General features: G+C 63.0%; 16 protein-coding genes. 8 read left to right on the plus strand and 8 right to left on the minus strand.

All coding sequences use genetic code 11. The features are described from left to right. Positions 1–162: 162 nt before the first annotated feature. A complete protein-coding gene (locus ACIQYU_RS16550) occupies positions 163–2109 on the minus strand; it encodes a BCCT family transporter (RefSeq protein WP_402800989.1) in 1947 nt (648 codons plus the stop codon). Positions 2110–2642: 533 nt separating this feature from the next. On the opposite strand from ACIQYU_RS16550, the gene betI reads away from it, so the two are divergent. The 7 genes from betI to trxC all read left to right on the plus strand — a co-directional run bounded on the left by betI (position 2643) and on the right by trxC (position 14084). Then, positions 2643–3299 (plus strand): transcriptional regulator BetI, encoded by a 657-nt coding sequence (gene betI, locus ACIQYU_RS16555; RefSeq protein WP_016712476.1) that lies wholly within the window; start codon positions 2643–2645, stop codon positions 3297–3299. Between the two features lie 39 nt (positions 3300–3338). Continuing rightward, complete coding sequence (betB, locus tag ACIQYU_RS16560) at positions 3339–4811, plus strand: betaine-aldehyde dehydrogenase (protein WP_025340943.1); 1473 nt, start codon at positions 3339–3341, stop codon at positions 4809–4811. Positions 4812–4889: 78 nt separating this feature from the next. After that, a complete protein-coding gene (gene betA, locus ACIQYU_RS16565; protein ID WP_075046623.1) occupies positions 4890–6587 on the plus strand; it encodes a choline dehydrogenase in 1698 nt (565 codons plus the stop codon). 265 nt (positions 6588–6852) lie between these two features. Continuing rightward, on the plus strand, positions 6853–8595 hold the full coding sequence (locus ACIQYU_RS16570; RefSeq protein ID WP_207828321.1) for a potassium/proton antiporter: 1743 nt from the start codon (positions 6853–6855) through the stop codon (positions 8593–8595). A gap of 35 nt (positions 8596–8630) precedes the next feature. Next, the gene (gene mscK / locus ACIQYU_RS16575) at positions 8631–11939 is read left to right on the plus strand and encodes a mechanosensitive channel MscK (protein ID WP_207828319.1); all 3309 of its coding nucleotides are present in this window, start codon (positions 8631–8633) and stop codon (positions 11937–11939) included. A 180-nt stretch (positions 11940–12119) separates the two neighbouring features. Beyond that, positions 12120–13580 (plus strand): protein adenylyltransferase SelO, encoded by a 1461-nt coding sequence (selO, locus tag ACIQYU_RS16580; protein WP_207828317.1) that lies wholly within the window; start codon positions 12120–12122, stop codon positions 13578–13580. 69 nt (positions 13581–13649) lie between these two features. Continuing rightward, on the plus strand, positions 13650–14084 hold the full coding sequence (gene trxC / locus ACIQYU_RS16585) for a thioredoxin TrxC (RefSeq protein ID WP_013974593.1): 435 nt from the start codon (positions 13650–13652) through the stop codon (positions 14082–14084). Positions 14085–14087: 3 nt separating this feature from the next. Here trxC and ACIQYU_RS16590 read toward each other — a convergent pair whose 3' ends face one another. From ACIQYU_RS16590 to ACIQYU_RS16605, 4 genes are all read right to left on the minus strand, one after another. Continuing rightward, on the minus strand, positions 14088–14444 hold the full coding sequence (locus ACIQYU_RS16590; protein WP_207828315.1) for a type II toxin-antitoxin system HigA family antitoxin: 357 nt from the start codon (positions 14442–14444) through the stop codon (positions 14088–14090). Beyond that, a complete protein-coding gene (locus ACIQYU_RS16595; protein ID WP_402800848.1) occupies positions 14434–14742 on the minus strand; it encodes a type II toxin-antitoxin system HigB family toxin in 309 nt (102 codons plus the stop codon). The genes ACIQYU_RS16590 and ACIQYU_RS16595 overlap by 11 nt, the downstream gene beginning before the upstream one ends. A gap of 71 nt (positions 14743–14813) precedes the next feature. Next, positions 14814–15587 (minus strand): ParA family protein, encoded by a 774-nt coding sequence (locus ACIQYU_RS16600; protein ID WP_207828307.1) that lies wholly within the window; start codon positions 15585–15587, stop codon positions 14814–14816. A gap of 76 nt (positions 15588–15663) precedes the next feature. Next, on the minus strand, positions 15664–16563 hold the full coding sequence (locus ACIQYU_RS16605) for a LysR family transcriptional regulator (RefSeq protein ID WP_207828305.1): 900 nt from the start codon (positions 16561–16563) through the stop codon (positions 15664–15666). A gap of 166 nt (positions 16564–16729) precedes the next feature. Between ACIQYU_RS16605 and ACIQYU_RS16610 the strand changes: the two genes are divergently transcribed. Continuing rightward, positions 16730–17917 carry an MFS transporter gene (locus ACIQYU_RS16610; RefSeq protein WP_233688160.1) on the plus strand — a complete coding sequence of 396 codons (1188 nt, stop codon included), beginning with the start codon at positions 16730–16732 and terminating at the stop codon, positions 17915–17917. Positions 17918–18017: 100 nt separating this feature from the next. On the opposite strand, the gene ACIQYU_RS16615 is transcribed toward ACIQYU_RS16610, so the two are convergent. The 3 genes from ACIQYU_RS16615 to ACIQYU_RS16625 form a co-directional block, all read right to left on the minus strand. Beyond that, complete coding sequence (locus ACIQYU_RS16615) at positions 18018–18365, minus strand: YgiW/YdeI family stress tolerance OB fold protein (RefSeq protein ID WP_063912051.1); 348 nt, start codon at positions 18363–18365, stop codon at positions 18018–18020. Between the two features lie 116 nt (positions 18366–18481). After that, positions 18482–19546, minus strand: a complete 1065-nt coding sequence (hemE, locus tag ACIQYU_RS16620) for a uroporphyrinogen decarboxylase (RefSeq protein ID WP_025340953.1) — start codon at positions 19544–19546, stop codon at positions 18482–18484. Between the two features lie 238 nt (positions 19547–19784). Then, complete coding sequence (locus ACIQYU_RS16625) at positions 19785–21203, minus strand: FAD-dependent oxidoreductase (RefSeq protein WP_013974599.1); 1419 nt, start codon at positions 21201–21203, stop codon at positions 19785–19787. Positions 21204–21288 lie beyond the last annotated feature (85 nt).

Consider the following 21288-nt stretch of genomic DNA (forward strand, 5'->3'; position numbering starts at 1 on the left):
CTTTGCAGCCCTTCGCGGGCACGCCCGCTCCCACAGGAATCGCGCAGGTTTCGAGGCCAGTGACAACCCTGTGGGAGCGGGCTTGCCCGCGAAGGGCCGCAAAGCGGCCCCAACAAAAAACCCCGCTCGGGTGAGCGGGGTTTTCTTTTGCCTCAACAGCGATCAGCTATACACACGCCCCAGCAACTGGCGGTGGCTTTCGAACTGGTCCAGCACATCACGCACGATCTGCTCTGGCGCAAAGCCCATCAGGTCGTACTCCTGGCTGCCATCGTGCAGGTACACCTCGGCACGATAGAAGCGCTGGCGCACTTCCGGCTCGCCTTCCACCGGCGCTTCGCTCGGTGCGGCCAGGTAACCGTCCAGGCTCACTTCATAGACGAACGGGTTGCCCTCTTCCATCATCACCCGCAGGCCCATCGTGTTGCGCGACTGGCCAACCCGGGTTTCCACCTCGAAGCCCAAGGTCTGCAGCTGCGCGGCGGCTTCTTTCAGCGCCGGGCTGACATGCTTGTCCATGAAACGCTGCACCACGGCCTGGGTCGGCTGCAGCTCCAGCTGGGTCAGGCGCTCACTGAAGCCACGACGGCCACGGGCGGCCAGCTCGGCGCGCTCGCTTTCCACCGCCACATCCTGCTTCATGGCCTTGTACAGGCCGAAAATGAACAGTACCAGCACCACCGAGAACGGCAGGCCCGCCAGCACCACCATGGTCTGCATGGCTTCGAAGTTGCCGGCGAACAGCAGGCCGATGGTGACCAGGGTGATGACCACCGACCAGAACACCACCATCCAGTGCGGGGCGTCTTCGTCGACCTTGCCACCTTTGCACGACAGGTTGGCCATCATCACCGCGCCGGAGTCGGCCGGGGTGAGGAACAGCACGAAGCCGACGAATACCGCTACACCGATCACGATCTTGGCCGCCGGGAAGTATTCCAGCAGCTGGTAGATCGACATCGACGGCTGCTCCAGGGCGGTCTTGCCCAGTTCCACGGCGCCCTGGTTGATCACCAGGTCCAGCGCAGTGTTGCCGAAGATCGACAGCCAGGCCAGGGTGAAGCCCAGCGGGATCAGCAGCACGCCGCTGACCAGCTGGCGCACGGTGCGGCCCTTGGAGATACGGGCAATGAACATGCCGACGAACGGGCCCCAGGAGATCCACCAGGCCCAGTAGAACACGGTCCACAGGCCCAGCCAGCGCTCGGACTTGCCGGCTTCGCCTTCATACACGTAGAGGTCGAAGGTTTTCAGCACGATGCCGTTTAGGTAGTCACCGATGTTCTGCACGAAGCCGTTGAGCAGGTGCAGGGTTTCGCCGCCCAGCAGGACGAAGATCAACAGGCCGCTGAACAGCACGATGTTCAGGTTGGACAAGCGGCGAATGCCGTTTTCCACACCCGAGACCGCCGCCACGGTGGCAACGCCGGCCATGACCAGGATCACCACCAGCAAGTTGGTCTTGCTGTGGTCCATGCCGAACAGGTATTCCAGGCCGGAGGCCACTTGCATCGAGCCGATGCCCAGGTTGGTCACCAGGCCCAACAGCGTGACGAACATGCCGAAGATGTCCACGGCATTGCCGGCAGCGCCCTTGACCCAACGCTCACCAACCAGCGGGTACAGTGCCGAGCGCAGGGCCAGCGGCTGGTTGTGACGGTAGGCGAAGTAACCCACGGCCAGGCCGACCAGGGCGTAGATCGCCCAGCCGTGCAGGCCCCAGTGCAGGAAGGTCAGCTGCAGGCCCTGACGCGCGGCGTCGAGGCTGGCAGAGGTGCCTTCTGGCGGGTTGAAGTAGTGGTCCAGCGGCTCGGAAGCGCCAAAATACAGCAGCGAAATGCCGATACCGGAGGAGAACAGCATGCCGGCCCAGGCGCCATAGCTGAAGTCGGGCTGGTCATCCTTGCCGCCAAGCTTGAGCTTGCCGTAGTCGGAGAAGGCCAGGTAGATGACGAACAGCAGGTAACCGCCGATTACCAGCATGTAGTACCAGCCGAAGGTGCGCGTCAGCCATTTCTGGGCCACGCCCAGCACTTGGCCGGCGGTTTCGGGTACAGCGATAAGCAAGGCAGTCAGAACGAGGATCATTAGCGCGGAGGTGAAGAACACCACGCGGTTGACCCGTACCCTCTCGGCCGGAGGGTTGGTAAGTGAGGCAGAACTCATTGCACGAATGCTCCGGGCAGTGCGGCTTTGGAGGCTAATCAGTCTTTCCCGAGCAATTGGTGGAATATCCCCACTGCATCAGGTGTTATAAAAGCACCCTGGAAACCGTGATCCCGAATCGATACGTTGCAAAAAAACAGACAGGTGGCCTGCTGCAAATGCCACGCCTCAGCCGAGGTGCGCGCATTCGTCACAGATCACCCCGCCCGCTCCAAGGGCCCGCCGCAGGGTCCATGACCGCACGGCAGAATCTGCATTTCGCATCGCTCATGCCCGTCAACGCCTTGTATTCCGGGGGTTACGCGATTTCCTGGGGTGTCAATCCATGCCTTCTCGACCGCCTGAAAAACTGTCAATGGCACAAATTGTCGCAGAGCTTATTCTTTATTGATTGAACGTTCAATCAAAACAAAATAGACTGGCCTTCGCCGAGTCAGCCGCCCGTCGTCTGCTCGCAGGCCTGAGGAGATAGCAAGATGCCCAAGGTCGGTATGCAACCCATCCGCCGCCAGCAGTTGATCGAAGCCACGTTGCAGGCGGTCGATCAGGTCGGACTGGGTGACGCCAGCATTGCGCTGATTGCCCGTTTGGCCGGTGTGTCGAACGGCATCATCAGTCACTACTTTCGGGACAAGAACGGCCTGATCGCAGCGACGATGGGTTACATCATGAACATGCTCAACGAAGGTGTCAGAGCACGTCGCCAGGCACTGAAAGACGACAGCCCGCGCGCCCACCTGAAAGTGATCATCGAGGGCAACTTCGATGCCAGCCAGGTAAACGGCCCGGCGATGAAAACCTGGTTGGCCTTCTGGGCTTCCAGCATGCACCAGCCCGATTTGCACAGGTTGCAGCGGATCAACGACCACCGCTTGTATTCCAACCTGTGCTGCCAGTTCCGCCGCGCCCTGCCGCTCTACCATGCGCGCAAGGCAGCCCGCGGCCTGGCGGCGTTGATCGACGGCTTGTGGCTGCGTGGCGCCCTGTCGGGTGATGCATTCGACACCGACCAGGCGATACGGATTGCTTACGAATACATGGATCTACAACTGGCTAAACAGCACACCCTGGGTACAAACGACCAGGCCGCTGAACAACCGCGCACGGCCCTTGCCAACCCGGCAGGAGCGTGACGCGCAAGCCAAACCACACACTGCACTTGCGAGGACACTATGGCCCGTTTCGGAACGCAAAAACTCTACATTGATGGCGCTTACGTCGACGCTGGCAGCGATGCCACCTTCGAAGCCATCAACCCGGCTACCGGCGAAGTCCTCGCCCACGTGCAACGTGCCACCGAGGCTGACGTCGAGAAGGCCGTCGAAAGCGCCGAGCGTGGCCAGAAAGTCTGGGCCGCAATGACCGCCATGCAGCGTTCGCGCATCCTGCGCCGCGCCGTCGAGATCCTGCGCGAGCGCAACGACGAGCTGGCCATGCTGGAAACCCTGGACACCGGCAAGTCGTACTCGGAAACCCGCTACGTCGACATCGTCACCGGCGCCGACGTGCTGGAGTACTACGCTGGCCTGGTTCCGGCCATCGAAGGCGAGCAGATCCCGCTGCGTGAATCGTCCTTCGTCTACACCCGCCGCGAGCCGCTGGGCGTGACCGCCGGTATCGGCGCCTGGAACTACCCGATCCAGATCGCCCTGTGGAAATCCGCCCCGGCCCTGGCCGCCGGCAACGCGATGATCTTCAAACCGTCGGAAGTCACCTCGCTGACCACCCTGAAACTGGCCGAGATCTACACCGAAGCCGGCCTGCCAAACGGCGTGTTCAACGTTCTGACCGGCAGCGGCCGCGAAGTCGGCACCTGGCTGACCGAACACCCACGCATCGAAAAAGTCTCCTTCACCGGCGGCACCACCACCGGCAAGAAGGTCATGGCCAGCGCCTCGAGCTCGTCGCTCAAGGAAGTCACCATGGAACTGGGCGGCAAGTCGCCACTGATCATCTGCGCCGACGCCGACCTGGACAAGGCCGCCGACATCGCCATGATGGCCAACTTCTACAGCTCGGGCCAGGTGTGCACCAACGGCACCCGCGTGTTCATCCCGGCTGAAATGAAGGCTGCCTTCGAGGCCAAGATCGTCGAGCGCGTTGCCCGCATCCGCGCTGGCAACCCGGAAGACGAAAACACCAACTTCGGCCCGCTGGTCAGCTTCCAGCACATGGAAAGCGTGCTCGGCTACATCGCCAAGGGCAAGGAAGAAGGTGCCCGCGTGCTGTGCGGTGGCGAGCGCCTGACCGCCGGTGATTTCGCCAAGGGCGCGTTCGTGGCCCCGACCGTGTTCACCGACTGCACCGACGACATGACCATCGTCAAGGAAGAGATCTTCGGCCCGGTGATGAGCATCCTCACCTACGAAACCGAAGAAGAAGTCATCCGTCGCGCCAACGACACCGAATACGGCCTGGCCGCCGGTGTGTGCACCAACGACATCACCCGCGCCCACCGCATCATCCACAAGCTCGAAGCCGGTATCTGCTGGATCAACGCCTGGGGTGAATCGCCGGCCGAAATGCCGGTCGGTGGCTACAAGCAGTCGGGTGTCGGCCGTGAGAACGGCGTCAGCTCGCTGGCGCAATACACTCGCATCAAGTCGGTCCAGGTCGAGCTGGGCGGCTACAACTCGGTCTTCTAAGGCCCTGTACGGCCCCGCCCGTGCCACTGCGCACGGGCGTTCCCGCTCCCTGATCACCGCCAACACGAGGGTACTTTCATGTCCCAAGAATTCGATTACATCATCGTCGGTGCCGGCTCTGCCGGTAACACCCTGGCGACCCGCCTGACCGAAGACGCCGGCGTCACCGTACTGCTGCTGGAGGCCGGTGGCCCGGACTACCGTTTCGACTTCCGCACCCAGATGCCGGCCGCCCTGGCCTTCCCGCTGCAGGGCCGCCGCTACAACTGGGCTTACGAAACCGACCCGGAGCCGTACATGGACGGCCGCCGCATGGAATGTGGCCGCGGCAAGGGCCTGGGTGGCTCGTCGCTGATCAACGGCATGTGCTACATCCGCGGTAACGCCATGGACTTCGACGGCTGGGCAGAACTGCCAGGCCTGGAAGACTGGACCTACCTGGACTGCCTGCCGTACTTCCGTAAAGCCGAAACCCGCGACATCGGCCCGAACGACTATCACGGCGGCGAAGGCCCGGTCAGCGTGACCACGCCAAAAGCGGGCAACAACCCGCTGTTCCACGCCATGGTCGAAGCCGGCGTGCAGGCCGGTTACCCGCGCACCGAGGACCTCAACGGCTACCAGCAGGAAGGCTTCGGTCCCATGGACCGTACCGTGACCAAGAACGGCCGCCGTTCCAGCACCGCTCGTGGCTACCTGGACCAGGCCAAGAAGCGCCCGAACCTGACCATCGTCACCCACGCCCTGACTGACCGCGTGCTGTTCGACGGCAAGCGCGCCATTGGCGTGACCTACCTGGTCGGCGACAGCGAAGAGCGCGTTGAAGCCCGTGCCCGCAAGGAAGTCATCGTCAGCTCCGGCGCCATCGCTTCGCCGCAGCTGCTGCAGCGCTCCGGCGTCGGTCCGCGCGCCCTGCTGGAAAGCCTCGACATCCCGGTGGTGCACGACCTGCCTGGCGTTGGCGAAAACCTGCAGGACCACCTGGAACTGTACCTTCAGTACGCCTGCACCCAGCCTGTTTCGCTGTACCCGTCGCTGCTGTGGTGGAACCAGCCGGCCATCGGTGCCGAGTGGATGTTCAACGGCACCGGCATCGGCGCCAGCAACCAGTTCGAGGCCGGTGGTTTCATTCGTACCCGCCCTGAATTCAAGTGGCCGAACATTCAGTACCACTTCCTGCCGGTGGCCATTAACTACAACGGCTCCAACGGCGTGAAGGAACACGGCTTCCAGGCACACATGGGCTCCATGCGCTCGCCTGCCCGCGGCCGCATCCAGGCCAAGTCGAAGGACCCGCGCCAACACCCGAGCATCCTGTTCAACTACATGTCCACCGAACAGGACTGGCAGGAGTTCCGTGACGGCATCCGCCTGACCCGTGAAATCATGGCCCAGCCGGCACTGGACCCGTACCGTGGCCGTGAAATCAGCCCGGGCGCACACGTGCAAACCGACGAAGAGCTGGACAAGTTCATCCGCGAGCACGCCGAAACCGCCTTCCACCCGTCCTGCTCGTGCAAGATGGGCACCGACGACATGGCAGTGGTCGACGGCGAAGGCCGCGTGCATGGCATGAAGGGCCTGCGCGTGGTCGATGCGTCGATCATGCCGCTGATCATCACCGGTAACCTCAACGCCACCACGATCATGATCGCCGAGAAAATTTCGGACAAGATCCGTGGCCGCAAGCCGCTGCCGCGCAGCACTGCCAAGTACTACGTGGCGGGCGATGCACCGGTGAAGGGCAAGCCGATGCGTGAAGTGAAGCAGGCGTAAACCTGTACCGGCCTCTTCGCGGCTAAAGCCGCTCCCACAGGCTTTGCATAGGTCTGGAAACCGTGCAGCACCTGTGGGAGCGGGTTCACCCGCGAAAGGGCCCGCCCAGGCAACACCAGAAAAGGCACCCACCGCGGTGCCTTTTTTTCATCTGCAGAAACGCTTTACAGCCTGCCAATTCATCAGGTTAGAATCATTTGGCACGCGACCTGCTAGCGACATGCTATCAAGTCCCCTCCCCCCGCTGTCCCCGGAGTACCTGCCCTTGGATGCAAGCACCATCAACAGCCTGTTCCTGATCGGCGCATTGCTGGTGGGCGCAAGTATCCTGGTCAGCTCGCTGTCGTCGCGCCTGGGCATCCCTATCCTGGTCATCATCCTCGCCGTCGGCATGGTCGCCGGGGTCGATGGTGGCGGCATCATCTTCAACAACTACCCGACCGCCTACCTGGTGGGCAACCTGGCGCTGGCCGTGATCCTGCTCGACGGCGGCCTGCGCACGCGGGTGGCGAGCTTCCGCGTGGCGCTGTGGCCGGCGCTGTCGCTGGCCACCATCGGCGTGATGATCACCACCGCCCTCACCGGCCTGGTCGCCGCCTGGCTGTTCGACCTGAGCCTGATCCAGGGCCTGCTGATCGGCGCCATCGTCGGCTCCACCGACGCCGCGGCGGTGTTCTCGCTGCTCGGCGGCAAAGGCCTCAACGAGCGGGTCACCGCCACCCTGGAGATCGAGTCGGGCAGCAACGATCCGATGGCGGTGTTCCTCACCGTCACCCTGATCGACATGATCGCCAGCGGCCAGACCGGCCTGCACTGGAGCCTGCTCACCCACCTGCTACGCGAGTTCGGCATCGGCGGGCTGCTGGGCCTGGGCGGCGGCTGGCTGATGCTGCAACTGGTCAACCGCATCAAGCTCGCTGGCGGCCTGTACCCCATCCTGGTGATCGCCGGCGGCCTGGTGGTGTTCTCGGCGACCAACGCCCTGCACGGCAGCGGCTTCCTTGCCGTGTACCTGTGCGGCCTGGTGCTGGGCAACAAACCGATCCGCAGTCGCCACGGCATCCTGCACATGCTCGACGGCATGGCCTGGCTGGCGCAGATCGGCATGTTCCTGGTGCTGGGGCTGCTGGTCACGCCCCACGACCTGCTGCCCATCGCCCTGCCGGCACTGGGCCTGGCGCTATGGATGATCCTGGTGGCACGCCCACTGTCGGTGGTCGCCAGCCTGCTGCCGTTCAAGGCCTTCCACGGCCGTGAAAAGGCCTTCATTTCCTGGGTCGGCCTGCGCGGTGCGGTGCCGATCATCCTCGCGGTGTTCCCGCTGATGGCCGGCCTGCCGGACGCCCAGTTGTTCTTCAACCTGGCCTTTTTCATCGTGCTGGTGTCGCTGCTGGTGCAAGGCACCAGCCTGCCGTGGATGGCCAAGCTGCTGAAAGTGACGGTACCGCCAGACCCGGCGCCAATCTCCCGCTCCGCCCTGGAAGTGCACATCACCAGCGAGTGGGAACTGTTCGTCTACCGCCTGGGCGCCGAAAAATGGTGCATCGGCGCTGCCCTGCGCGAGTTGAAAATGCCCGAAGGCACGCGGATCGCCGCGCTGTTCCGGGGTGAGCAGTTGCTGCACCCCTCGGGCAGCACCGTGCTGGAAGTGGGTGACATGCTCTGCGTGATCGGCCACGAGCACAACCTGCCGGCCTTGGGCAAACTGTTCAGCCAGGCGCCACAACGCGGCCTTGACCTGCGCTTCTTTGGCGACTTCGTGCTCGAAGGCGATGCCGAACTGGGTGCGGTGGCAGCGTTGTACGGCCTGAAACTCGACGGCCTGGACGCGAAAATGCCGCTGGCCCAGTTCATCCGACAGAAGGTCGGAGGCGCTCCAGTAGTAGGTGACCAGGTCGAATGGCATGGCACGATCTGGACCGTGGCCACCATGGACGGGAACAAGATCCAGAAAGTAGGCGTCAGATTCCCCGAAGGAACGCGACCCGGACCAGGATTGTTCCTCTAAACTTCGTTTCTGCCGGATCCACAAGTAGTCTGCCTATGTCCCTGTGCGTGTACCTCCGCACAGCCCTGCTCGGGCTGTGCCTGTCTCTCTCTTTTGCAGCCACGGCAGCAGAAGCCCCGACCACCGCCAGCATCCAGAACAGCCTCGACAAGATCGCCGAGCGCAAGCTACCCGAGGCCGAGCAGAAAGCCCTGCAGCAGGTGCTGGAGCAAACCCTCAGCCTGCTCGCCAGCAAGGAAGACAACGAGAAGAAACTCGCCGCGCTGAAGCAGCAGCTGGCTGGTGCGCCAAAAGAAACCAGCGACAGCCAGCGCGAACTGGCAAGGCTCAAGGAAAGCAAGCCACAGCCGGTGGCCCAGCGCTATGCCAGCCTCAGCGTGCCGCAACTGGAGCAGATGCTCAGCGAACGCAGCACCCAGCAGGGAGAGCTGCAGAAGGCACTGTCCGAAGCCAACAGCCTGATCATCAACTCGCAGACCCGCCCGGAACGCGCCCAAGCCGAAATCAGCAACAGCCAGGCGCGCACCCAGCAGATCAACAACATCCTCAAGACAGGCAAGGACGCCGGCAAACAGATCAACGCCGACCAGCGCAACCAGCTCAATGCCGAACTGGCTTCGCTCAACGCGCTGACCCTGCTGCGCCGCCAGGAGCTGGCCGGCAACAGCCTGCTGCAAGACCTGGGCAACGCCCGCCACGACTTGCTGATCGAACGCGCCGCGCGCCTGGAGCAGGAAATCCAGGACCTGCAGACCCTGATCAACGACAAGCGCCTGGCCCAATCCCAGGAAGCCGTCACCCAGCAGTCGATCGAGGCCCAGAAAGCCGGCGGCAGCAGCCTGCTGGCCACCGAAAGCGCGGTCAACCTCAAGCTCTCCGACTACCTGCTGAAAAGCACCGACCGCCTCAACGAACTGACCCAGCAGAACCTGCGCACCAAGCAGCAACTGGATAGCCTGACCCAGGCCGACCAGGCACTGGACGAGCAGATCAATGTGCTCAAGGGCAGCCTGCTGCTGTCGAAGATCCTCTACAAGCAAAAGCAGACCCTGCCGCACCTGAAGGTCGACCGTGACCTGGCCGACCAGATCGCCGACACCCGCCTGTACCAGTTCGAGGTCAACCAGCAACGCGAGCAGATGAGCAGCCCGGTCACCTACGTCGACAAGCTGCTGGCCGCCCAACCGCAGGAAGAGGTGACGCCACAGCTGCGCAAAGCCCTGCTGGAAGTGGCGATTACCCGCAGCGACCTGCTGGAGCGGCTGAACCGCGAGCTGTCGGCACTGCTCAACGAATCGATCACCCTGCAGCTCAACCAGAAGCAGCTGCTGGGCACTGCCCAGAGCCTGCGCACTACCCTCGACGAGCAAATGTTCTGGATCCCCAGCAACAAGCCGCTGGACTGGGACTGGCTGCGCTATGTGCCGGAACGCCTGGCCGACCAGGTGGCCAACCTGCCGTGGGGCTCGGGCCTGAAGGAGCTGGCCGACGGCCTGAGCCAACGCCCGTTGCTGTTCCTGCCGCTGCTGCTGGTGATCGGCGCCCTGCTGTGGCGCCGCACGTACCTGTACCAAAGGCTGGGCAAGGTGCACCAGGACATCGGCCACTTCCGCCGCGACAGCCAGTGGCACACGCCTCAGGCGATCCTCATCAACATCCTGTTGGCGATGCCGGTCAGCCTGGGCCTGGCCCTGTGCAGCTACGCCCTGCAGATCGACGCGCGCGGGCAGAACGCCAACCTCGGCGCCGCCCTCTGGCAACTGGCCCAGGCCTGGCTGGTGTTCTACACCGCCTACCGCATCCTTGCTCCCGGCGGCGTGGCGGAAATCCACTTCCGCTGGCACAAGCCGCAGGTCGAGTTCCTGCGCGGCTGGGTGCGCCGCCTGGGCACCGTGGTACTGGCGCTGGTCGGCGTGGTGGCGGTAGCCGAACATCAGCCTTCGGCGCTGGCCGATGATGTGCTGGGCATCGGCGTGGTGCTGGCCTGCTACGCGCTGATGGCCTGGCTGCTCAGCCGCCTGCTGCTCAGCAGCCCGGCGCACCGCGATACCTCGCTGTTCCGCAAGGCCGTGGGCGTGGCCTTCACCGCCCTGCCCATCGCCCTGTTCGTGGCCGTGTGCTTCGGCTACTACTACACCGCGCTGAAACTGACCGACCGGCTAATCTACACCCTGTACCTGCTGCTGTTCTGGCTGGTGATCGAAGCCGCGTTCGTGCGTGGCCTGTCGGTGGCGGCACGGCGCCTGGCCTACCAGCGTGCGCTGAGCAAGCGGGCGGCGGCCAAGGAAGGGCTGGATGGCGAAGTCATCACCGAAGAACCCACGCTGGACATCGAACAGGTCAACCAGCAGTCGCTGCGCCTGATCCGCCTGGCCTTGCTTGGCGGTTTCATCGCCGGCCTGTACTGGGTGTGGTCAGACCTGATCTCGGTGTTCGCCTACCTCAACAACTTCGTCCTCTACGAATACACCAGCGGCACCGGCGCCACCGCCAGCATGGTGCCGATCAGCCTGGGCGACTTCCTCGGTGCGCTGGTCATCATCGGCATCACCTTCGCGCTCGCACGCAACTTGCCCGGCCTGCTCGAAGTCCTGGTGCTGTCGCGGCTCAACCTGGCCCAGGGCAGTGCGTACGCCACCACCACCTTGCTGTCCTATGTCATCGTCGGGGTCGGCATCGTCAGTACCCTGTCCACCCTCGGGGTGAGCTGGGACAAGTTGCAGTGGCTGGTAGCAGCGCTGTCGGTGGGCCTGGGCTTCGGCATGCAGGAGATCTTCGCCAACTTCATCTCCGGCATCATGATCCTGTTCGAGCGCCCGGTACGGATTGGCGACACCATCACCATCGGCAACCTGTCCGGCACCGTGAGCAAGATCCGCATCCGCGCCACCACCATCACCGACTTCGACCGCAAGGACATCATCGTCCCCAACAAGACCTTCATCACCGGCCAGCTGATCAACTGGTCGCTGACCGACACGGTCACCCGGGTGACGCTGAAGCTGGGCATCGACTATGGCTCGGACCTGGACCTGGTGCGCGACCTGCTGCTCAAGGGCGCCCACGAAAACCCACGCGTGCTCAAGGACCCGGAGCCGATCGTGTACTTCCTCAACTTCGGCGAGAGCTCGCTGGACCACGAGCTGCGCATGCACGTGCGGGACCTGGGCGATCGCAACCCGACGCTGGACGAGATCAACCGCTACATCAACCGCGAGTTCAAGGCGCACAACATCAAGATCTCGGTGCGCCAGGTCGAGGTGTTCCTGATGGATCCGAAGGGCGGCAAACAGCAGCTGATTCCGGTGGAACAGCCGAAACCGGATGGCACTGCTTCGGCCTGAACGGGCGCGAATACTTTATTCTGTGCAGAACCCCTGCGAGGGCTTTGCCCTCGTTCGCGGGCTCGCCCGCTCCTGCAGGGCCACCGCTGCCCCTGAGAGCGGTGCAATCCCTGTGGGAGCAGGCAAGCCCGCGAAGGGCCGCAAAGCGGCCCCAGCCTATCAATTTCTGGAGCCGGCCCCGTGAAAGCCCTCGACCAACTCACCTTCGACAATCGCTTCGCCCGCCTGGGCGATGCGTTCTCCACCCAGGTCCTGCCCGAACCCATCGCAGACCCGCGCCTGGTGGTAGCGAGCGAGTCGGCCATGGCCCTGCTCGATCTCGACCCGGCCCAGGCAGAGCTGCCGGTTTTCGCCGAGCTGTTCAGCGGCCACAAGCTATGGGAAGAGGCCGATCCGCGGGCGATGGTCTATTCCGGCCATCAGTTCGGCTCCTACAACCCGCGCCTGGGTGATGGCCGCGGGCTGCTGCTGGCCGAAGTGCTGAATGACCAGGGCGAGCACTGGGACCTGCACCTCAAGGGCGCCGGACAGACGCCCTACTCGCGCATGGGCGACGGCCGCGCCGTGCTGCGCTCGTCGATCCGCGAGTTCCTCGCCTCCGAGGCCCTGCACGCCCTGGGCATTCCCAGCAGCCGGGCATTGTGCGTGATCGGCTCGAGCACCCCGGTGTGGCGCGAAACCCGCGAAAGCGCGGCCATGCTCACCCGCCTGGCGCAGAGCCATGTGCGTTTCGGGCATTTCGAATACTTCTACTACACCAGGCAGCCGGAACAGCAACGCGTGCTGATCGACCACGTGCTGGAGCAGCACTACCCCGAATGCCGCGATGCCGAGCAGCCGTACCTGGCCATGTTCCGCACCATCGTCGAACGCAATGCCGAGCTGATCGCCCGTTGGCAGGCCTATGGTTTCTGCCACGGGGTGATGAACACCGACAACATGTCGATCCTCGGCATCACCTTCGACTTCGGCCCGTACGCCTTCCTCGACGACTTCGACGCCAACTTCATCTGCAACCACTCCGACGACCGTGGTCGCTACAGCTACGCCAACCAGGTACCGATCGCCCACTGGAACCTCAGTGCGCTGGCACAGGCGCTGACCACGGTGATCGAAGTCGAACCGCTCAAGGAGGCGCTGGGCCTGTTCCTGCCGCTGTACCAGGCACACTACCTGGACCTGATGCGCCGGCGCCTGGGCCTGACCACCGCAGAAGAGGACGACATGGCGCTGGTAGAACGCCTGCTGCAGCGCATGCAGAGCGGTGGTGTGGACTACAACCTGTTCTTCCGCAAGCTGGGTGATCAGCCCGTCACCGAGGCGCTGAAGGTGGTGCGCGACGACTTCATCGACCTGGCCGGTTTCGATGCCTGGGGGGCGGACTACCTGGCCCGCTGCGAGCGCGAAGCAAATCATGCCGAAGGGCGCCGTGAGCGCATGCATGCGGTGAACCCGCTGTACGTGCTGCGCAACTACCTGGCGCAGAAAGCCATCGAAGCGGCCGAAGCGGGGGATTACAGTGAAGTGCGACGGCTGCATGAAGTGCTGAGCCGCCCGTTCGAGGAGCAGGCCGGGATGCAGGACTATGCCGAGCGACCGCCGGAATGGGGCAAGCACCTGGAAATCAGCTGCTCCTCCTGACCAACTCCGAACCCTGTGGGAGCTGGCTTGCCGGCGATAGGGCCCGAACAAACAACACAAGGAATTGATATGTCCGAACCACTGGTAATCCCCTGCCCCCACTGCAACGGCCTCAACCGCCTGCCTGCCGAGCGCCTGGGCGACGCGCCGAAATGCGGCCGCTGCAAACAGGACGTGTTGCTGAGCACCCCTTTCGAACTCACCGAAGCCAGCTACGCCAGCCAGATCAAAGGCGACCTGCCACTGCTGGTCGACATCTGGGCCGACTGGTGCGGCCCATGCAAGTCCTTCGCCCCCACATTCGAACAGGCCGCCCGCCAACTGGCCGGCCGCTGCCGCCTGGCCAAGCTCGACAGCGAAGCCAACCGCAACCTGGCCGGGCAACTGGGTATCCGCTCGATCCCCAGCCTGCTGCTGTTCAAGAATGGCCGTGAAGTCAGCCGTCAAGCCGGGGCGTTTCCACTCCAGTCGTTGCTGGAGTGGTTGCGTAGCCAGGGAGTTTAGTTCTCAAGCACTCGCCAGCAGCGACTCATAGGGGATACGAAGGCCATCATGCAGGCGCTTGATCATGGAAAGGCTCAATCCACGCTTTCCATTCAAGACTTCCGAGACTCTCCCGCTTGGACCAATGAAGGGTTCTAGATCACGCGGTGTGAGCCCCTGCTGATCCATGCAGAACTTGATGGCCTCGATGGGGTTAGCCGGGTGGATGGGGTAGTGCTTGTTCTCGTACACCTCGATCAGTGTCACAAGCACTTCCATTTCATCGGCTTCTGGCGTTCCCGCTTCAGCCTGAAAAATGGTTTCAAGCCGCTGGAATGCTGCTCGCAAATCATCATCGTTGCGGATTGGCTTAATATTCACAGATTGTCTCCACGTCAATCTCGTCATATCGCTCATGCGTACCGACGAACTTCACCCAGGCAATACCGGCTCGATACTGCATCTCGACTACAAGCCGGTACTTGTTACCCCCGATGTTGAAGACCACGCGGTTGTTGCCACATATGCTGGTGCTGCCAATCTGGTCCTTTACATCCTGCGGCGTTCGCCAGATGGCTTTGATGGCCATGTCGTGCCAGCTTTCCAAGGGGGCTTTGGCATCCTCATGTCCGGGCAAACCCCAGAACTTCACCAAGGTGCTTTTGGCAATGACGCGCATCCAAGCATATCTCCCGTTTTGGGAGATTGTGAGCGGTAGTCACCCTTCCTGCAAGCGACAAGAAACAACGCTCACTCGCAGCGTTCGAGCAAATCGTGCAACTCGACAAACTGCTGGGTCAGCTTGTGCCTGGGCTCCAGGTGAATCAGCGGAAGGCTGGCATGGTGCGATTCACGCATCTTCACCGAGCTGCCCAGGTACACCGGTAGCACCGGAAGCCCTTCGGCCAGCAGCTCGTCGAGCATCTGCTGTGGCAGGCTGGCGCGGGACTGGAACTGGTTGACCACGATGCCTTCGACCACCAGGTCTTCGTTGTGGTCTTCCTTGAGTTCTTCGATCTCGGCCAGCAGGCCATACAGGGCCTGGCGCGAGAAGCTGTCGCAGTCGAAGGGAATCAGCACGCGATCGGCGGCGATCAGCGCAGACACCGCATAGAAGTTCAGCGCTGGCGGGGTATCGATGTAAATGCGCTCGTAGTCCTCGTCCAGCTCGTCGAGCAACTTGCGCAGCTTGTTGATCTTGTGTTTCGCCTCAAGCTTGGGCTGCAGATCGGCCAGCTCGGCCGTGGCGGTGACCACGTGCAGGTTGTCGAACGGGGTTTCGTAGATATCGACCTGGTTCTTCTTGCTGAATGGCCCGCTGGACAGGCTTTGCTTGAAGAAGTCGGCGATGCCCATGGGGATGTCCTCGCCGGTGAGGCCGGTGAGGTACTGGGTCGAGTTGGCCTGGGCATCCAGGTCGATCAACAGGGTCCGGTAGCCTTCATTGGCACTGACCGCCGCCAGGTTGCAGGCGATACTCGACTTGCCCACGCCACCTTTCTGATTGAACACCACGCGCCGCATGATTGACCTCCGTGTATCAACGAATGCCCGAGTATGTGGTGCGGCTGCGGCAATGACCAGCGCCATTTGACCCGCATTACCCTTGCCCGACCACCTGCCCCGTCAATAGCTCGGCGAATGCCTTGGCCATCGCCGAAGCCCCACGCTCGCGCTGCACCAGCCACACCGCCGACATCGCCCCTTCATCCAGCAGCGTGCGATAAACCACCCCCTCGATGCGCATGCGCTGGAACGACGCCGGTAGCACCGACACCCCAAGCCCCGCCGACACCAGGCCGATGATGGTCATCGCCTCCCCTGCCTCCTGGGCGAAATGCGGGCTGAAACCCGCCTGGCGCGCCAGGCTCAGCAACTGCGCGTGCAACCCGCTGCCATAGCTGCGCGGGAAGAACACGAACGGCTCATGGGCCAGGGCGGCCATGTGCACGCCATGTTCCGTGCCTTCGGCCAACGGGTGCGAGGCGTTGATCACCGCCACCAGCGGCTCGCGAAACAGTTCAGTGGCCACCAGCCCTTCCGGCAGCGGCATCGGCCGCATCAGCCCCACTTCGATGGACTCGTCGAATACTCCTTCAGCAACATCGCGGCTGCTCATTTCCTTGAGGTTCAGGTGCACCGCCGGGAAGCGCTGGCGGAAGGCATGGATGGCCTTGGGGATCTTCGAGGTAAACGGTGCCGACGAGGTAAAGCCGATCTTCATCTCCCCCAGCTCACCTAACTGCGCACGCCGGGCCACGTCGGCGGCCTTCTCCACTTGCGCCAGCACCTGGCGGGCTTCCTCGAGGAACAGCCGCCCCGCCTCGCTCAGCTCGACCCGACGGTTGGTACGCTCGAACAGCCGGGCTCCCAGTTCCTGCTCCAGCGCCTGGATCTGTTGGCTCAAAGGTGGTTGCGAAATGCCCAGTTGCTGGGCAGCGCGGCCAAAGTGCAGCTCTTCGGCCACGGCGATGAAGTAACGCAGATGGCGCAGTTCCATGATCGGCTCCGAACAGGTCGTAAAACGTCTTAAATAGGTCGAACAATATATTGGATCTAATCATTAGCCAGCTATATGCTTTTTTTCATTGCGCCAGAGGTACCCGCCCGTGAAAACTGCTGTAGCGCCCCTTCCCGCCGAGCCCGAACCTGCCCCGCTGAACGAAATGTGGATCGAAAAAGGCACCCCCGCCTTCATGAAGACCGTGCTGGCGCTATTCAGCGGCGGCTTCGCCACCTTCGCCCTGCTGTACTGCGTACAGCCGATGATGCCGTTGCTGTCGAAGGAATTTGCCATCAATGCGGCGCAGAGCAGCCTGGTGCTGTCGGTCTCGACAGCCATGCTGGCGATCGGCCTGCTGATCACCGGCCCTGTCTCCGACCGCATCGGGCGCAAGCCGGTGATGGTGTTTGCCCTGGTCTGCGCCGCCCTCTCCACCCTGGCCAGCGCGATAATGCCGAGCTGGGAGCTGGTACTGGCCACCCGCGCCCTGGTCGGCCTGTCGTTGAGCGGCCTGGCGGCGGTGGCCATGACCTACCTGAGCGAAGAAATTCACCCGCAGCACATCGGCCTGGCCATGGGCTTGTACATCGGTGGCAATGCCATTGGCGGCATGAGCGGGCGCCTGATCACCGGCGTGCTGATCGACTTCGTCAGCTGGCACACGGCGATGCTGACCATCGGCGGCCTGGCCCTGGTGGCGGCGCTGGTGTTCTGGAGGGTGCTACCCGAATCGCGCAACTTCCGCCCACAGGCGATGAACCCACGCAGCCTGCTGGATGGCTTCGTCATGCACTTCAGGGATGCCGGCCTGCCCTGGCTGTTCCTCGAAGCCTTCCTGCTGATGGGCGCCTTCGTCACCCTGTTCAACTACATCGGCTACCGCCTGCTGGCCGAGCCCTACCACATGAACCAGGCACTGGTCGGCTTGCTGTCGGTGGTGTACCTGTCGGGCATCTACAGTTCGGCGCAGGTCGGCGCGCTGGCCGACAAGCTGGGCCGGCGCAAGGTGTTCTGGGCCAGTATCGTGGTGATGGCGGGTGGCTTGCTGATGACCCTGGCCAGCCCCCTGGCGATGGTGATCGTCGGTATGCTGGTGTTCACCTTTGGCTTCTTCGGCGCACACTCGGTGGCCAGCAGCTGGATTGGCCGCAGGGCCTTGAAGGCCAAAGGGCAGGCGTCGTCGTTGTACCTGTTCAGCTATTACGCCGGGTCGAGTGTGGCCGGTACGGCGGGCGGGGTGTTCTGGCACCAGTGGGGCTGGAACGGCATCGGGCTGTTCATTGGCGGCTTGCTGGTGGTGGCGTTGCTGGTGGCGCTGCACCTGAGCAGGCTACCACCGAAAACTGCTTGAGGCCCATTCGCGGGTAAACCCGCTCCCACAGGGACCGCGCTACAGCTGAGGGCAACGCTATACCTGTGGGAGCGGGTTCACCCGCGAAGAGGCCAGTGGCTCAGTTGATGATCTCGACCCTATCCACATCCACCTCCCGGCTCATCAGGTGCTTCTCCACCTCACCGGTCAGCTTGACCTTGGTCTTGTCGTTGAACGGCGTCGGCGGCAGGTCTTCATCATCGATTTCCACGGTGATGGTGCCGGTGTTGTCCTTGAACTCGTACTTGTCGTCGTTGTTGATCTTCTTGGTCACGAAGCCTTGCAACACAACCGGGGTGTCATCGGCAGCATCGTTGGCCGCAGCTACGGTGGTGACCGACTGGGCACCTGGGCCGGTATACCCGGCAGCCAGGGCCGCAGTGCTGAACAAGGGGGCGAGGATCAATGCAAGATAACGTGCTTTCATGAGGATCAGGTCCTGTTTCGGTTTCGATGGGACCAGATTAACGACGATCGCTGAATTAAAACTTAATGCAACAAAAAGCCCGGCACATGGCCGGGCTTTCGTGTTCAGCGATCGATTCACTGATGGTACTGCGCCGACAGTTCATGCACGGCGTTGATGAACACGCCAGCGTGCTCCGGGTCGACTTCCGGGGTGATGCCGTGGCCCAGGTTGAACACATGGCCTGTACCGTGGCCATAGCTGGCCAGGATGCGCGCCACCTCCTTGCGGATGGCCTCGGGCTTGGCGTAAAGCACGGTCGGGTCCATGTTGCCCTGCAACGCCACCTTGTCACCCACGCGGCGGCGGGCGTCGCCGATTTCGCAGGTCCAGTCCAGGCCCAGCGCATCGGCACCGGCTTCGGCGATGCTTTCCAGCCACAGGCCGCCATTCTTGGTGAACAGGATCACCGGCACCTTGCGCCCTTCGTGCTCGCGGATCAGGCCGCTGACGATCTTGCGCATGTAGGCCAGGGAGAATTCCTGGTAAGCCGCCGCCGACAGGTTGCCGCCCCAGGTGTCAAAAATCTGCACGGCCTGGGCGCCAGCGAGGATCTGGCCGTTGAGGTAGCTGGTGACCGACTGGGCCAGCTTGTCCAGCAGCAGGTGCAGGGCCTGCGGGTTGTCATAGGCCATGGCCTTGGTCTTGCGGAAATCCTTCGACGAGCCGCCTTCGACCATGTAAGTGGCCAGGGTCCACGGGCTGCCGGAGAAGCCGATCAGCGGCACACGACCGTTGAGCTCGCGGCGGATGGTGCTGACCGCGTCCATCACGTAGCCAAGGTCTTTCTGCGGGTCGGGGATTGGCAGCGCTTCGATGTCGGCCGGGGTGCTGATGACTTTCTTGAAGCGCGGGCCTTCGCCGCTTTCGAAGTACAGGCCCAGGCCCATGGCATCGGGGATGGTGAGGATGTCCGAGAACAGGATCGCAGCGTCCAGCGGGTAGCGGTCCAGCGGCTGCAAGGTGACCTCACAGGCGAACTGGGGATTCATGCACAGGCTCATGAAGTCACCGGCCTTGGCGCGGCTGGCGCGGTACTCCGGCAGGTAGCGGCCGGCCTGGCGCATCATCCACACCGGGGTGACGTCTACGGGTTGCTTGAGCAGTGCACGCAGGAAACGATCGTTCTTCAGGGCAGTCATGTCGGCATCCGGAAAAATAGTGCGGGCATTTTCTCAGACGCCAGCGCAAAAGGCACGGTCAAGGCCATGCGTTTTGTCTATTGGATGCCATGGATCAAGGATTTTTGTATACAAAAATGCCGTTGGGGCTGCTTTGCAGCCCATCGCGACGCAAGGCCGCTCCCACATGAGGAATGCATTTCCCCTGTGGGAGCGGCCTTGTGTCGCGAAAGGGCCGCGAAGCGGCCCCGACAATCGATCAGACTTCCAGGTAGTCCAGGATACCCTCAGCAGCAGTACGTCCTTCGAAGATAGCCGTCACCACCAGGTCCGACCCGCGCACCATGTCGCCACCGGCAAACACTTTCGGGTTGCTGGTCTGGTGCTTGAACTTGCCCTTCTCCGGTGCCACCACGCGGCCCTGGCTGTCCAGCTGGATGCCATGCTGCTCGAACCACGGCGCCGGGCTTGGGCGGAAGCCGAAGGCGATGACCACGGCATCGGCCGGCAGGATCTCTTCGGACCCCGGGATCGGTTCGGGGCTGCGACGGCCACGGGCATCCGGTTCGCCAAGACGGGTCTCGACCACTTTCACGCCTTCGACCTTGTCTTCGCCGACAATGGCGATAGGCTGGCGGTTGTAGAGGAACTTCACGCCCTCTTCCTTGGCGTTCTTCACCTCGCGACGCGAACCCGGCATGTTGGCCTCGTCACGGCGATAGGCGCAGGTCACCGACTTGGCGCCCTGGCGGATCGAGGTGCGGTTGCAGTCCATTGCAGTGTCACCACCGCCCAGCACCACCACCTTCTTGCCCTGCATGTCGACGAAATCTTCCGGCGACTTCTCGAAGCCCAGGTTGCGGTTGACGTTGGCGATCAGGAAGTCCAGCGCGTCATGCACGCCCGGCAGGTCCTCGCCCGGGAAGCCGCCCTTCATGTAGGTGTAGGTCCCCATGCCCATGAACACCGCGTCGTACTCGGCGAGCAGTTGCTCCATGGTCACGTCCTTGCCCACCTCGGTGTTCAGACGGAACTCGATGCCCATGCCGGTGAACACTTCACGGCGGTTGCTGAGCACGGTCTTTTCCAGCTTGAACTCGGGAATGCCGAAGGTCAGCAGGCCGCCGATTTCCGGGTTGCGGTCGAACACCACCGGGGTCACGCCGGCACGTACCAGCACATCGGCACAGCCCAGGCCGGCCGGCCCCGCGCCGATGATGGCAACGCGCTTGCCGGTTGGCTTGACCTTGGACATGTCCGGTCGCCAGCCCATGGCGAAGGCGGTGTCGGTGATGTACTTCTCCACCGAGCCGATGGTCACTGCGCCGAAACCGTCGTTCAGGGTGCAGGCACCCTCGCACAGGCGGTCCTGCGGGCATACGCGGCCGCACACTTCCGGCAGGGTGTTGGTCTGGTGCGACAGCTCCGCCGCGGCCAGGATGTTGCCTTCGGAAACCAGCTTCAACCAGTTGGGGATGAAGTTGTGCACCGGGCACTTCCATTCGCAATACGGGTTACCGCAGCCCAGGCAGCGGTGTGCCTGCTCCACGGACTGCTGCGGCTTGAACGGCTCGTAGATTTCCACGAACTCCTTCTTGCGCTGGCGCAGCAGCTTTTTCTTCGGGTCCTTGCGGCCCACCTCGATGAACTGGAAGTCGTTGTTCAGACGTTCAGCCATTTTTCAAAACCTCTTTACCGCAGTTGCCAGCCTCAGGCTGCAAGCTGCAAGACGATCACTTGAGCACGACGGGCCCCGCGTACGG

Source organism: Pseudomonas sp. NPDC096925 (genome assembly GCF_044762545.1).
Taxonomy (GTDB): domain Bacteria; phylum Pseudomonadota; class Gammaproteobacteria; order Pseudomonadales; family Pseudomonadaceae; genus Aquipseudomonas.